The sequence below is a fragment of the Pseudomonas sp. DSP3-2-3 genome (genome assembly GCF_049898225.1).
In the GTDB taxonomy this organism is placed as follows: domain Bacteria; phylum Pseudomonadota; class Gammaproteobacteria; order Pseudomonadales; family Pseudomonadaceae; genus Aquipseudomonas.
In genome coordinates this window covers 21,093-35,494 of the sequence record NZ_JAFCXH010000005.1, presented here as the reverse complement: position 1 = coordinate 35,494, position 14,402 = coordinate 21,093, and the positions used below count along the sequence as shown (strand labels likewise).

The 14,402-nt window shown below is 57.8% G+C and carries 13 protein-coding genes; 11 read left to right on the top strand and 2 right to left on the bottom strand.

The window, feature by feature from the left end; genetic code table 11:
- Position 1: 1 nt before the first annotated feature.
- Positions 2-364, bottom strand: coding sequence for an ATP-dependent Clp protease adapter ClpS (clpS, locus tag ACP7E4_RS07495; protein ID WP_341523450.1), 363 nt, complete (start codon positions 362-364; stop codon positions 2-4).
- A 222-nt stretch (positions 365-586) separates the two neighbouring features.
- Between clpS and cspD the strand changes: the two genes are divergently transcribed.
- Complete coding sequence (cspD, locus tag ACP7E4_RS07490) at positions 587-862, top strand: cold shock domain-containing protein CspD (protein WP_426115276.1); 276 nt, start codon at positions 587-589, stop codon at positions 860-862.
- A gap of 93 nt (positions 863-955) precedes the next feature.
- Here cspD and icd read toward each other — a convergent pair whose 3' ends face one another.
- Complete coding sequence (gene icd, locus ACP7E4_RS07485; protein WP_426115323.1) at positions 956-2,212, bottom strand: NADP-dependent isocitrate dehydrogenase; 1,257 nt, start codon at positions 2,210-2,212, stop codon at positions 956-958.
- Positions 2,213-2,699: 487 nt separating this feature from the next.
- On the opposite strand from icd, the gene ACP7E4_RS07480 reads away from it, so the two are divergent.
- The 10 genes from ACP7E4_RS07480 to ACP7E4_RS07435 all read left to right on the top strand — a co-directional run bounded on the left by ACP7E4_RS07480 (position 2,700) and on the right by ACP7E4_RS07435 (position 14,396).
- Positions 2,700-4,928: an NADP-dependent isocitrate dehydrogenase gene (locus ACP7E4_RS07480; protein ID WP_426115278.1), complete on the top strand. Its 2,229-nt coding sequence runs from the start codon at positions 2,700-2,702 to the stop codon at positions 4,926-4,928.
- A 130-nt stretch (positions 4,929-5,058) separates the two neighbouring features.
- On the top strand, positions 5,059-5,505 hold the full coding sequence (locus tag ACP7E4_RS07475; protein ID WP_426115280.1) for an NUDIX hydrolase: 447 nt from the start codon (positions 5,059-5,061) through the stop codon (positions 5,503-5,505).
- A 60-nt stretch (positions 5,506-5,565) separates the two neighbouring features.
- Positions 5,566-6,696, top strand: coding sequence for a tRNA 2-thiouridine(34) synthase MnmA (gene mnmA / locus ACP7E4_RS07470; RefSeq protein WP_426115282.1), 1,131 nt, complete (start codon positions 5,566-5,568; stop codon positions 6,694-6,696).
- Positions 6,696-7,316 (top strand): high frequency lysogenization protein HflD, encoded by a 621-nt coding sequence (gene hflD, locus ACP7E4_RS07465; protein WP_426115284.1) that lies wholly within the window; start codon positions 6,696-6,698, stop codon positions 7,314-7,316. Before mnmA ends, hflD begins: the two co-directional genes overlap by 1 nt.
- 130 nt (positions 7,317-7,446) lie before the next feature.
- Complete coding sequence (gene purB / locus ACP7E4_RS07460) at positions 7,447-8,817, top strand: adenylosuccinate lyase (RefSeq protein ID WP_426115286.1); 1,371 nt, start codon at positions 7,447-7,449, stop codon at positions 8,815-8,817.
- An 84-nt stretch (positions 8,818-8,901) separates the two neighbouring features.
- Positions 8,902-10,068, top strand: a complete 1,167-nt coding sequence (locus ACP7E4_RS07455) for a JmjC domain-containing protein (RefSeq protein ID WP_426115288.1) — start codon at positions 8,902-8,904, stop codon at positions 10,066-10,068.
- The gene (locus ACP7E4_RS07450) at positions 10,061-10,486 is read left to right on the top strand and encodes a GNAT family N-acetyltransferase (protein ID WP_020290208.1); all 426 of its coding nucleotides are present in this window, start codon (positions 10,061-10,063) and stop codon (positions 10,484-10,486) included. Before ACP7E4_RS07455 ends, ACP7E4_RS07450 begins: the two co-directional genes overlap by 8 nt.
- 162 nt (positions 10,487-10,648) lie before the next feature.
- Positions 10,649-11,389 carry a secretin N-terminal domain-containing protein gene (locus ACP7E4_RS07445; RefSeq protein ID WP_426115290.1) on the top strand — a complete coding sequence of 247 codons (741 nt, stop codon included), beginning with the start codon at positions 10,649-10,651 and terminating at the stop codon, positions 11,387-11,389.
- A 554-nt stretch (positions 11,390-11,943) separates the two neighbouring features.
- Positions 11,944-13,269 carry an isocitrate lyase gene (gene aceA, locus ACP7E4_RS07440; RefSeq protein WP_020290206.1) on the top strand — a complete coding sequence of 442 codons (1,326 nt, stop codon included), beginning with the start codon at positions 11,944-11,946 and terminating at the stop codon, positions 13,267-13,269.
- Between the two features lie 713 nt (positions 13,270-13,982).
- On the top strand, positions 13,983-14,396 hold the full coding sequence (locus ACP7E4_RS07435) for an NADH-quinone oxidoreductase subunit A (RefSeq protein WP_426115292.1): 414 nt from the start codon (positions 13,983-13,985) through the stop codon (positions 14,394-14,396).
- Positions 14,397-14,402 lie beyond the last annotated feature (6 nt).

Sequence of the window (14,402 nt, the reverse complement as noted above, 5' to 3'; positions counted from 1 at the left end):
TTTAACCGTCCTTCTCGATCTCACAGAGTAGCGGATGCTGGCTTTCCCTGGCGTATTGGTTCACCTGCGTTGCCTTGGTCTCGGCGATGTCGCGGGTAAACAATCCACATACTGCCCGTCCCTCTGTATGGACGGCCAGCATGACCTTGGTCGCCAGCTCACGATTCAGGTTAAAAAACACCTCGAGCACTTCAACAACGAAATCCATCGGGGTGTAATCGTCGTTAAATAAAACCACCTTGTACATCGGCGGCGCCTGTAGCGTCGGCTTGGCGTCCTGAACTGCGATGCCAGCCGCGTCATCCTCACCGGAACCTGGACTGTCCTGATTGAATGTTAGTCGAATCTTGCTGATTGCATGCATGGAAAGAAAAGTTCGTAGAAGGCGGATTGAAAATAATTAGCCTCAGTCTGACCGGTTTTCAAACGGACCGCCGCATGACCTTGACTATCGGCTAAACGGTGTTACAAACAATAGAACCCACATTGGGTAAAAAGGGTCCGCGCAGTCAACCAAAATTTTTTTAGGTCCGGCGGATGAGGTGGATGATACTCCCAACGGAGTCCTTTGCAGAGGGATGTGACTATGCTCAGCGGTAAGGTCAAGTGGTTCAATAATGCAAAAGGCTATGGCTTCATCCTTGCCGACGGCAAAGACGAAGATCTGTTCGCCCATTACTCGGCCATCAAGATGGACGGCTACAAAACCCTCAAGGCTGGCCAGGCGGTCAATTTTGAGATCATTCAGGGGCCCAAGGGCTTGCATGCTGTGGATATTCAGGCAGCTGTCGTAAGCGAAAACGCTTCGGCACCCGCTGAAATCCCAAGTCACGCGAGCAAGACCGATAAAGTTACTGCCTGACGACTCCGGCGTGCGACCCACTACGCCAACTGACAAATCGGCCGGTTCAGAGACTTGAACCGGCCGATTTGGCTTACTTCACAGCAATCAGATTCACATGTGAGCTATCAGCGCATCTCCGAAGGCTGATGAAGACAGCAGCGTCGCCCCTTCCATCAAGCGCTCGAAATCATAGGTAACAGTTTTCGCGGAAATAGCGCCGTTTGTGCCCTTGATGATCAGGTCTGCCGCTTCCAACCAGCCCATGTGACGCAGCATCATCTCTGCGGACAAAATCAACGAACCCGGATTGACTTGATCCTTGCCTGCATATTTGGGCGCCGTGCCGTGCGTGGCCTCGAACATCGCGACCGTGTCGGAAAGGTTGGCCCCGGGCGCAATGCCGATCCCGCCCACCTCGGCGGCCAACGCATCGGAAAGATAGTCGCCGTTGAGATTCAGGGTGGCGATCACGTCATATTCGGCGGGACGCAGCAGAATTTGCTGAAGCATCGCATCGGCGATGGCGTCCTTGACGATGACGTTCCTGCCGGTCCTCGGGTTCTTGAACTGCATCCACGGACCACCATCAAGCAGCGTGGCACCAAACTCCTGCGCTGCGATCTCGTAGGCCCATTCCTTGAAGGCACCTTCGGTGAATTTCATGATGTTGCCTTTATGCACAATGGTCAGCGACTCACGGTCGTTGTCCACGACATACTGCAAGGCCTTGCGCGCCAGACGCTGCGTCCCTTCCTTTGAGACCGGCTTGACGCCAATCCCGCAGTCCTGATCGAAGCGAATCTTGGTGACGCCCATTTCCTCCTTGAGGAACTTGATGACTTTGATCGCCTCGGGCGAGCCGGCTTTCCACTCGATCCCGGCATAAATATCTTCGGAGTTTTCCCGAAAGATCGTCATGTCGACGTCGCCGGGCTTCTTGACCGGGCTGGGCACGCCTTCGAACCAGCGCACCGGGCGCAGGCAGACATACAGGTCCAGCTGCTGGCGCAGAGCGACGTTCAAGGAACGAATGCCGCCGCCGACCGGGGTGGTCAGCGGTCCCTTGATCGACACGACGTAATCTTTGACTGCATCCAGCGTTTCCTGGGGGAGCCAGGTATCCTGATCGTAAACCTGAGTCGCTTTTTCGCCAGCATAGACTTCCATCCAGGAGATCTTGCGCTTGCCGCCGTAGGCTTTATCGACGGCCGCATCGACCACCTTGATCATGACCGGACTGATATCAACGCCGATTCCGTCACCTTCAATGAAGGGAATGATCGGGTTATCAGGCACGTTCAAGGAGTGATCGGCATTGACCGTGATCTTTTCGCCGACGGCTGGAACCTGAATCTTCTGGTAGCCCATTGTTGTTGTACTCCCTATTGCTTGTATTGCGGTGGGGGTGTGGGTCTGTTGAGACATCCTGGCTGCGATTGAGCGTAGTCAGTCGTGGCCCTGCCCGCAAACTCCCGACCGCGCCGCCCGGCTGGCAAAGCCTCGCGGGCCGTTGCCGGGCAAGCGTACAGCTGGGGTTCTACCCACAACCCTCGACCAACGGCCTATATCGCTCATTCGTTAGCACGCATAGCATTAATGCTTAAGACCAAGGGTTTGATATACTCCCGGCGTGACTACCGGGTCATAGGGGCCGACCCGTCTGAAACATGACGTTCAGCCTTTATAGGCGTTGGGCTGCCATAACAGCTCACCGCTCGACGCTCGACTGATGCACCCACCATCATCAATCGCGAATAAACCTCGACTTAGGCTCATGAAGCGACTGTGAGCAAGAGTGCATACCCTGCGCGCATCGAGATTTTGTGCATGCTCAGCAAAAGAGAGTTCATACGAAATGTCCAACCGCTCGAAGATCATCTACACCTTCACCGACGAAGCCCCTGCCCTCGCCACCTACTCGCTGCTCCCTATCATCGAAGCGTTCACTGCCTCCTCTGATATCGACGTTGAAACGCGAGACATCTCTCTGGCAGCCCGCATTCTTTCCAGCTTCCCGGAATCGCTGCGCGCCGATCAGCAAGTAGCGGATCATCTTGCCGAACTGGGCAAACTGGCCACCACGCCAGAAGCCAACATTATCAAGCTGCCCAACATCAGTGCCTCGGTCCCGCAACTCAAAGCGACTATCAAAGAACTGCAGGAGCAGGGCTTTGCTATTCCCGACTACCCGGAAGCACCGAGCACCGACGCTGAAAAAGACGTTCGCGCCCGCTACGACAAAACCAAAGGCAGCGCCGTGAACCCGGTTCTGCGCGAAGGCAACTCTGATCGCCGCGCCCCGCTGTCGGTCAAGAACTACGCCCGCAAGCACCCGCACAAGATGGGCGCGTGGAGCCCCGAGTCCAAATCTCACGTTGCACACATGAGCGAAGGCGATTTCTACGGCAGCGAGAAAGCTGCCCTGATTGAAGCCGCCGGCAGCGTCAAGATCGAACTGATCGCTCAAGACGGCACGACCACCGTCCTGAAAGAAAAGACCGCCGTGAAAGCAGGCGAGATCATCGATTGCTCCACCATGAGCAAAAAAGCCCTGCGCAGCTTCATCGCCGCCGAGATCGAAGACGCCAAAGCCAAGGGCGTACTGTTCTCCGTGCACTTGAAAGCCACCATGATGAAGGTCTCCGACCCGATCATGTTTGGTCAGATCGTCGCCGAATACTACAAAGATGCGCTGGCCAAGCACGCTGACATTCTCAAGGAAATCGGCTTCAGCCTGAACAACGGCATTGGCGATCTGTACGACCGCATTACTGTGCTGCCGGCCGAGAAACAAGCCGAAATCAAGGCAGATATCGAAGCCGTCTACGCCGTGCGCGCTCCGCTGGCGATGGTCAACTCCGACAAAGGCATCACCAACCTGCACGTGCCAAGTGACGTAATCGTCGACGCATCGATGCCGGCAATGATCCGTGACTCCGGCAAAATGTGGGGCGCCGACGGCGAACTGCACGACACCAAGGCGGTGATCCCGGACCGCTGCTACGCAACCATCTATCAGGCCACCATCGAAGACTGCAAGAAACACGGTGCCTTCGATCCGACCACCATGGGCAGCGTGCCTAACGTGGGCCTGATGGCGCAGAAAGCCGAAGAGTACGGCTCTCACGACAAGACCTTCCACATCCAGGCCGATGGCGTTGTTCGCGTCACCGACAGCGACGGCAAACTGCTGATGGAACAAAAGGTTGAAGCCGGCGATATCTGGCGCATGTGCCAGGCCAAGGACGCACCGATCCAGGACTGGGTCAAACTGGCCGTCAACCGCGCTCGCGCCAGCAATACCCCGGCGGTGTTCTGGCTCGATCCGGTCCGCGCCCACGACGGCGTGATGATCGAAAAGGTCCAGAAGTACCTGCGTGACCACGACACTTCGGGTCTGGACATCCGCATCATGTCGCCTGTCGACGCGATGAACTTCACCCTGGAGCGCACTCGCGCCGGCAAGGACACCATTTCGGTGACCGGTAACGTGCTGCGCGACTACCTGACTGACCTGTTCCCGATCATGGAACTGGGCACCAGCGCCAAGATGCTGTCGATCGTACCGCTGATGAGCGGTGGCGGCCTGTTCGAAACCGGCGCTGGCGGTTCGGCACCGAAACACGTTCAGCAACTGGTCGAAGAGAACTTCCTGCGTTGGGATTCCCTGGGTGAATTCCTGGCGCTGGCGGCTTCCCTGGAACACTTGGGCAGCACCTACAACAATCCGAAAGCGCTGGTTCTGTCCAAGACTCTGGATCAGGCCACCGGTGAGTTCCTGGACCGCAACAAGTCGCCTTCGCGCAAAGTCGGCAACATCGACAACCGCGGCAGCCACTTCTACCTGGCGCTTTTCTGGGCTCAGGCACTGGCGGCACAGAACGACGACGCGGCGCTGAAAGCGCAGTTCACCCCGCTGGCGAAAACCCTGGCCGACAACGAAGAAAAAATCGTTGCCGAGCTCAACGCCGTTCAAGGCAAGCCTGCGGACATCGGCGGTTACTACTACCCGAACGCCGAGCTGACCAGCAAGATCATGCGTCCAAGTGCAACCTTGAACGCAGCGATCGCTTCACTGGTTTAAGGCTGCATCGGTCAGGCGTCTTAAAACGCCTGCTCTAAAGGAACCCCGGCCTCGCGCCGGGGTTTCTGTATCTGCGACAGGCAAAACCGCAACACTGTCGCACCCACCGTTCGCTCAGAGAACATTGACCATGCAATGGCAAGCCCACGTTACCGTCGCGACCATCGTCGAAGATCAGGGCCGCTTCCTGATCGTTGAAGAACTCAAAGCCGGGAAAGCCGTACTCAACCAGCCTGCCGGCCATCTGGACCCGGATGAAACCCTGCAAAACGCCGCAGTGCGCGAAACCCTGGAAGAAACCGGCTGGGACGTCGAACTCACCAGCGTCATCGGGATTTACCTGTACACCGCGCCCAGCAACGGCGTGACTTATCAACGTATCTGCTTTGCCGCCAAACCCCTTCGCCATCATCCCGAGTATCAGCTGGACGACGGCATCATCGGCCCGTTGTGGCTGACCCGTGACCAGTTACAGGCTGAACAGGAGCGCTGGCGCAGCGAGCTGGTGATGCGCTGCGTAGACGACTACCTGAGCGGCGAGCACTTCAGTCTGAGCCTGCTGCGCGACAGCGTGTGAGACTCGGCGACCTCAGCCTGTTAGAATCGCGTCCTTTTCGAAGCCACCCATTGAATCCTTATGCGTGATCCAGCCCTTTCCGATTCAGCAACGAAGCGCGTCATCGTCGGCATGTCCGGCGGCGTAGATTCTTCCGTTTCCGCCGTTCTGCTCATGGAGCAGGGTTATCAGGTGGAAGGCTTGTTCATGAAGAACTGGGAAGAAGACGATGGAACGGACTACTGCACCGCTCGCGAAGACCTGGCCGACGCCCAGGCCGTCTGCGACAAGATTGGCATCAAACTGCACACCGCCAACTTCGCCGCAGAATACTGGGACAACGTGTTCGAGCATTTCCTGGCCGAATACAAGGCCGGCCGCACGCCGAACCCGGACATCCTCTGCAACCGCGAAATCAAGTTCAAGGCGTTTCTCGACTACGCCCTGATGCTCGGCGCCGACCTGATCGCCACCGGCCATTACGTGCGCCGCCGCGATATCGACGGCCGCACCGAGCTGCTCAAGGGCCTGGACGCGAACAAAGACCAGAGCTACTTCCTGCATGCCGTGGGCGGCGAGCAGATCGCCAGGACCTTGTTTCCGGTCGGCGAGCTGGAAAAGCCCGCGGTGCGCGCCATCGCTGAAAAACACGGCCTGGCCACCGCCAAGAAAAAAGACTCCACCGGCATCTGCTTCATCGGCGAACGACGCTTCACGGATTTCCTGCGCCAATACCTGCCCGCCCAACCCGGCGAGATCAAGACCACCGAAGGTGAAGTCATCGGGCGCCACAGCGGCCTGATGTACCACACCATCGGCCAGCGCCAGGGCCTGGGCATCGGCGGCCTGAAAGACGCCAGCGATGATCCGTGGTACGTGCTGGTCAAGGATCTGGAAAACAACGAGCTGATCGTTGGCCAGGGCAACGACCATCCATGGCTGTTTTCCCAGGCACTGATCGCCTCGCAGATCTACTGGGTCAACCCGGTTGATCTGAGCACACCGCGCAAGCTGACGGCCAAAGTGCGTTATCGCCAGGGCGATCAGCAATGCACGCTGGAACAGACCGCTGATGGCTATCGAGCCACGTTCGACGAGCCTCAACGTGCCGTGACACCCGGTCAGTCCGTAGTCTTCTACGACGGCGAAATCTGCCTGGGTGGTGGCGTGATCGAAATCGCCGAACCGTGGCACAGCAAGGACAAGCGTTGATGACCCCGATTCAGGAACAACTGATTGCCCTGGCCGGCGTCTTTCAAGCAGCAGTGCTGGTGGACCGCATCGCCAAGACCGGGCAATCCAGCGAGGCCGCGATGAGCTGCATGCTCGGCAGCCTGCTGGTGCTGGACCCCAAGGACACGCTGGACGTGTATGGCGGCGACGATCTGAACCTGCGCGAGGGCTATCGGGCACTGGCCAGCGCTCTGGAGCGCGATCCGGCGACCCTGCAACGCGAGCCGCTGCGCTACGCCTTGTCGATGCTGGGCCTTGAGCGCCAGCTGGCCAAGCGCGACGACATGCTGGAAGTCATCGGCAAGCGCATGCCGCAGATTCAATCCCAGGTCGAGCATTTCGGCGTTGTCCATGAGAATGTGGTTTCCGCCTGCGGTGCGCTGTATCAGGACACCCTGAGCACGCTGCGCCAGCGGATTCAGGTTCACGGTGACATGCGCAACCTGCAACAACCGAACAATGCATCGAAGATCCGCGCGCTGTTGCTGGCCGGTATCCGCTCGGCCCGTCTGTGGCGACAAGTTGGCGGTCACCGCTGGCAGTTGGTCGTGAGCCGGCGCAAGCTATTGAAAGAATTGTACCCACTGATGCACGGCTGATTCGCCGGGCATCAGTAACCGATACTTACAAACGCCGCGCAGCATACGCTGGTCAGACCGCACGGATCTGGCCCGTTTTTCATGTATGATACGCGCCCCATTTCGTTGCCCGACTGTCCGAGAACACCCCATGCAGCTTTCTTCGCTCACTGCGGTTTCCCCTGTAGACGGCCGCTACGCCGGCAAAACTCAGGCCCTGCGCCCAATTTTCAGCGAATACGGCCTGATCCGTTTTCGCGTCATGGTTGAAGTGCGCTGGCTCCAGCGCCTGGCCGCACACCCGGAAATTACCGAAGTCCCGGCGTTTTCCGCCGAAGCCAACGCAATCCTCAACACCCTGGCTGAAGACTTCTCGATCACCCACGCCGAGCGCGTGAAAGAGATCGAGCGCACCACCAACCACGACGTCAAGGCCGTGGAATACCTGCTCAAGGAACAGGCTGCCAAGCTGCCTGAGCTGGACAAGGTCAGCGAGTTCATCCACTTCGCCTGCACCAGCGAGGACATCAACAACCTGTCCCACGCCTTGATGCTGCGCGAAGGCCGTGACAACGTCATGCTGCCGTTGATGCGCCAGATTGCCGAGTCCATCCGCGAGCTGGCCATCCGTTTCGCTGACGTGCCAATGCTGTCCCGCACCCACGGCCAACCGGCCTCGCCGACGACCCTTGGTAAAGAGCTGGCGAACGTCGTCTACCGTCTGGAGCGTCAGATCACCCAGATCACAGCGGTGCCGCTGCTGGGCAAGATCAACGGTGCGGTCGGCAACTACAACGCACACATCTCGGCTTATCCGGCCATCGACTGGGAAGCCAACGCGCGCGCCTTCATCGAAGATGAACTGGGCCTGGGCTTCAACCCCTACACCACCCAGATCGAGCCGCATGACTACATCGCCGAGCTGTTCGACGCGATCGCCCGCTTCAACACGATCCTCATCGACTTCGACCGCGATATCTGGGGTTACATTTCCCTGGGCTATTTCAAGCAGCGCACCATCGCTGGCGAAATCGGTTCGTCGACCATGCCGCACAAGGTCAACCCGATCGACTTCGAAAACTCCGAAGGCAACCTGGGTATCGCCAACGCGCTGTTCCAGCATCTGGCCAGCAAACTGCCGATCTCCCGCTGGCAGCGTGACCTGACTGACTCGACAGTGCTGCGCAACCTGGGCGTGGGCTTCGCTCACAGCGTCATTGCCTATGAAGCCAGCCTCAAGGGCATCAGCAAGCTGGAGCTCAACGAGCAGAAGATCGCCGCCGACCTGGACGCCTGCTGGGAAGTCCTGGCCGAGCCGATCCAGACGGTCATGCGCCGCTACGACATCGAAAACCCGTACGAAAAACTCAAGGAACTGACACGCGGCAAGGGCATCAGCCCTGAAGTGCTGCAGACGTTCATTGACGGCCTGGACATGCCAGCCGAGGCCAAGGCCGAGCTGAAAAAGCTGACCCCGGCCAATTACATCGGCAATGCCGTGGCGCAAGCCAAGCGAATCTGAGTTGCGGTAATCGATTGCACACGCCCGGCAGTGCCGGGCGTTTTTATTCCTGTCTATAAAATACGCTTTTTCAATAGGTTACACATGAATCCTGATATTCCTCTTCAATTGTTGGGCGGCATCAGCGCTCGCGTCTTCCTGCGTGACTACTGGCAGAAAAAACCTCTGCTGATCCGTCAGGCGATACCGGGCTTCGAAAGCCCGATCGATCCTGACGAACTGGCCGGCCTTGCCCTGGAAGAAGAAATCGAGTCGCGCCTGGTCATCGAAAACGGCGAGCGCCCGTGGGAGCTGCGTCGCGGCCCTTTCGCCGAGGACGAATTCAGCAAACTCCCGGAACGTGACTGGACCCTGCTGGTACAGGCAGTGGACCAGTTCGTCCCGGAAGTCAGCGAGCTGCTGGAAAATTTCCGTTTTCTGCCTAGCTGGCGCATTGACGACGTGATGATCAGCTATGCCGCACCGGGTGGCAGCGTTGGCCCGCACTTCGATAACTACGATGTGTTCCTGCTGCAAGGTCACGGTAAGCGCCACTGGCAGATAGGCCAGATGTGTGATTCCGAGAGCGCCCTGCTGCAACATGCCGACCTGCGCATTCTTGCTGACTTCCAGGCCACCGAAGAATGGACCCTGGAACCCGGCGACATGCTGTATCTGCCGCCACGCCTTGCTCACTGCGGCGTCGCGGTCGATGAGTGCCTGACCTATTCAGTCGGTTTTCGCGCACCCAGCGCTGCCGAAGTGCTGACCCACTTCACCGACTTCCTCAGCCAGTTCATCCCTGACGAAGATCGCTACACTGACGCCGACGCACAACCGGTCAGCGATCCGCACCAGATTCAACATGACGCGCTGGATCGTCTGAAAGCCTTGCTGGCCGAGCACATGGGCGATGAGCGCCTGCTGCTTACCTGGTTCGGCCAGTTCATGACCGAGCCGCGCTACCCTGAACTGGTGGTTGGCCCTGAGCTGGAAGAAGAAGACTTGCTCGGTAGCCTGGAACAGGGCGCAGTTCTCATCCGCAACCCAAGCGCACGCCTGGCGTGGTCCGAAGTTGACGAAGACCTGCTACTGTTCGCCAGCGGCCAGAGCCGCCTGCTGCCCGGTCACCTGCGTGAGCTGCTGAAAATGATCTGTGCCGCGGATGCGCTGCACAGCGAAAATCTTGCTCCGTGGTTGAGCGACGAACAAGGAAGAAACCTGCTCTGCGAGCTGGTCAAACAAGGAAGCCTGGGGTTTGCCGATGAATAAAATCCACGTCCGAGTCGCCGACTGGCAAAAGGACAACATTGAGATTCGCAGAATTCGCGAAGCGGTGTTTATCGCAGAACAGTCCGTACCTGCAGAACTGGAATGGGACGCCGAAGACGCTGGCGCGATTCATTTCCTGGCCTATGAAGGTGATTTTCCGATTGGCACCGCACGGCTGCTGCCGGACGGCGAAATCGGCAGACTGTCGGTTCTCAAGGACTGGCGCGGCCTGAAAGTCGGCGATGCGTTGCTCAACGCCGTCATCGACGATGCCGAACGACGGGGTCTGAAGCCACAGAAGCTCAGCGCTCAGGTGCATGCCACAGCGTTTTATCAACGCCATGGCTTTACTGTCGTCAGCGCAGAGTTTCTGGAGGCCGGCCTCCCGCACGTGGATATGGTTCGCGATATCCGCTGATCTCCCGATACAGCAAATAAGCGCCCCACTTCCCCAGTTCAGCCTGACCAGGCCGAAATGAGGTCGCGGGGCGTTTTGCCGTGCACGATTCAACTTGCCCCCTTTCAAGCCGACAAAGTGGCAAACTCAAGTCTTTCCAGACGTATCAGTGGAGATAGGGACATGTTCCTGCGCAGCCTGCTCACCTCAGTACTCATCACATGTAGCGTGTGTGTCATGGCCGCTACGGAAGTCGTCCCGCTCAATTTTCGCACCAGCGATGAGCTGCTGCCGGTGGCCAAGTCGTTCCTCGGCCAGGATGGCAAAGTCAGCGCTTACAACAACCAACTGATCGTCAACGCAGAGCCGCGCAAGATCGACGAGCTGCGCGCCTTGATCACGCAACTCGACACCGCACCCAAGCGCCTGCTGATCAGCGTCGATACCAGCGACAGCGCGGCGCGCAATGCTCAAGGCGCCAATCAGTCGCGCATCATCAATTACGGCACCGCCAGCCGTGAAGGGGGCGTTCAGCAGGTGCAGACCACTGAAGGTGCGCCAGCGCTGATCCAGATCGGGCAAAGCGTGCCACTGACCACCTCGCAATCCGACTCCTACGGCTATGCACAAAGCAACACCGAGTACCGCAACGTCACCCAAGGCTTTTACGTGACTGCCAGTGTCACCGGCGACACGGTACACCTGAGCATCACCACCAACCGCGACCGCCTGAGCCAGGAACGGCCGGACGTCATCAAGGTACAAAGCACTGACAGCCAGGTCAGTGGACACCTGGGCGAATGGATCACCCTCGCCGGCGCCAGCGATCAGTCGGTCGCCGATCAGCAAGGCCAGGCGCAGCGCTACTCCACGCAAGGCCGGGAAGACATGACCTTGCGCGTCAAGGTCGAAACGCTCGACTGAAGCCACTACCTGCGGGCAGTCGCAGAAATATCAGCACTCAAGGGCCCGAAACTGACTGATTAGTCGTATTAGACCAAAGATGTAGTGGCATTGAAAAAGCACTACAAAACGTTTGACGGACTAAAAACGACGAGGCATGATTGCCCCGCTCCCGCTAATCAGAGGCCCTGCAAAGAGCCTTCGGATCGCTGCTCTAACCTACCCACCTGAGCCGATTCGTGTCTGTACCGCCCACAAGGCAGTTTGACGAGGTTGCTACTGGAACGAAGTTGTCCTGAGGGACGGAAGCGTAATAGGTCGATAGCTCAACCCGTCAAATGACTGCATCAAGGCATCCACGAGCCGAACTGCAGACAGGGGTCAGGCCATATACCCGCTCTTCCCGACTTGAGCTCATCGTTCACCCGTCGCAACCACGCAAACCAGGCTCGATCAGCCACTTCTCTGATCAGCGAGCAGCCATCCATGTGCCTTCGATAACCGGGGCGTTTTGGCGGAGCAAGGAATTTTCCACCCAAAACCGATGCGATACTTTTGCGACGAGGTTTATCTCCATGGCACTGACACGCGAACAACAAATAGCAGCTCTCGAAAAAGACTGGGCTGAAAATCCGCGCTGGAAAAACGTGACCCGTACTTATTCCGCCGCTGATGTCGTCCGCCTGCGTGGCTCGGTTCAACCTGAACACACATTCGCCAAACTGGGCGCGGAAAAGCTCTGGAATCTGGTCACCCAAGGTGCCAAGCCTTCGTTCCGTCCTGACAAAGACTTCGTCAACTGCATGGGCGCCCTGACCGGTGGCCAGGCTGTGCAGCAAGTCAAAGCTGGCATTCAGGCGATTTACCTGTCCGGCTGGCAAGTGGCCGCCGACAACAACTCGGCCGAGTCGATGTACCCCGATCAGTCGCTGTACCCGGTGGATTCGGTTCCAACTGTGGTCAAGCGCATCAATAACTCGTTCCGCCGCGCAGACCAGATCCAGTGGAAAGCCGGTAAAAACCCGGGCGATGAAGGCTATATCGACTACTTCGCGCCAATCGTTGCCGATGCCGAAGCCGGTTTTGGCGGCGTACTGAACGCTTACGAACTGATGAAAAGCATGATCGAAGCGGGCGCTGCAGGCGTTCACTTCGAAGATCAGCTGGCCTCGGTCAAGAAATGCGGTCACATGGGCGGCAAGGTGCTGGTGCCGACTCAGGAAGCCGTGCAGAAGCTGACGGCTGCGCGTCTGGCAGCAGACGTCGCCGGCGTACCGACCATTATTCTGGCCCGTACCGATGCTAACGCCGCAGACTTGCTGACTTCGGACTGCGACCCGTACGACAAAGAGTTCGTGACCGGCACCCGCACGCCAGAAGGCTTCTATAAAGTTCGCGCCGGCCTGGACCAGGCGATCTCCCGCGGCCTGGCCTACGCGCCGTACGCCGATCTGATCTGGTGTGAAACCGCCAAACCGGATCTGGACGAGGCCCGCCGCTTCGCCGAAGCGATCAAAAAGGAATACCCGGACCAACTGCTGTCGTACAACTGCTCGCCATCCTTCAACTGGAAGAAGAACCTGGACGACGCGACTATTGCGAAATTTCAGCGCGAGCTGTCGGCAATGGGCTACAAGCACCAGTTCATCACCCTGGCCGGCATCCACAACATGTGGCACAGCATGTTCAACCTGGCGCATGACTACGCCCGCAACGACATGACTGCCTACGTAAAACTGCAAGAGCAGGAATTTGCTGACGCAGCCAAAGGCTACACCTTTGTGCAGCACCAGCAGGAAGTCGGCACTGGCTACTTCGACGACATGACCACGGTCATTCAAGGCGGCGCTTCATCGGTGACGGCGCTGACCGGCTCAACCGAAGAAGAACAGTTCCACTGATTGGCTTGTACCTGATGTGAAGAAACCGCCCTTCGGGGCGGTTTTTTTATGGGTGAAGCCTGAGCGGACGCCGCAATGGATCACATCACTCAGTTGGCGCGAGGCTTGCCCGCGAAAAGTTCGACACGCTCACCGGACATCGGGATCTGAACTATGGCCTTCGCGGGCTAGCCTCCAACGGATCTGCACGTACAGCCGATGCATTTGCGTCTACTGGAATGCCGTCTTCCCGGCTAAAGCCGGTCCCACAGTGGGACCGGCTTTAGCCGGGAAGGCGTCGGTTCAGACAATACGTCTGGCGCCTGGCGGTTGCCCCCGGACATAGAATCTCCAACGAACACCCTTCCGGCTGACAGTCCATTACTAGTTGCAACTTGCTGTTGTATTAAACACTCCACTGTTTTGCGTGTTTTATTGAAAACTGCCGGGACAGCATCAAATGATACTTATTATCATTTAGCAATCAATCCTTGTTCCTTACATTTTGCAGGAAACATAATTAACCAAAACCCTGCCAATGCCCGCCCAGCCTGCCCTCAAGCCGATCCTCCTATGCGCAAGTGATTAATTCATCAAATTAATTTGATGTAGAAAATTTACTTGCCAACTGTTTACCCATAAAATCACCGCGGTTGATGTCGCTGCGACATATAGTCACTGCCTATACTCTATTCAAGCCCAGAGACCTTTGATCTCTGTCAAGGAAATCCAGCATGCACGAACCGACAGGATTGATTGCCCACAACTGGGGCTTCGCCATTTTCCTTTTAGGTGTTGTCGGCCTCTGTGCCTTCATGCTCGGTGTCTCCGCCCTTCTGGGCAGCAAAGCCTGGGGCCGCAGCAAAAACGAACCGTTCGAGTCCGGCATGCTGCCTACTGGCAGCGCCCGCTTGCGCTTTTCGGCAAAATTCTATCTGGTCGCGATGCTTTTCGTGATCTTCGACATTGAAGCCCTCTTTCTCTTTGCCTGGTCTGTGTCCGTCCGCGAAAGCGGCTGGACCGGATTCGTCGAAGCACTCGTTTTCATAGCAATTCTGTTGGCAGGTCTTGTCTACCTATGGCGGGTAGGGGCGCTCGATTGGGCTCCCGAAGGTCGCCGTATTCGGCAAGCGAAGCTAAAACAATGAGGCTTT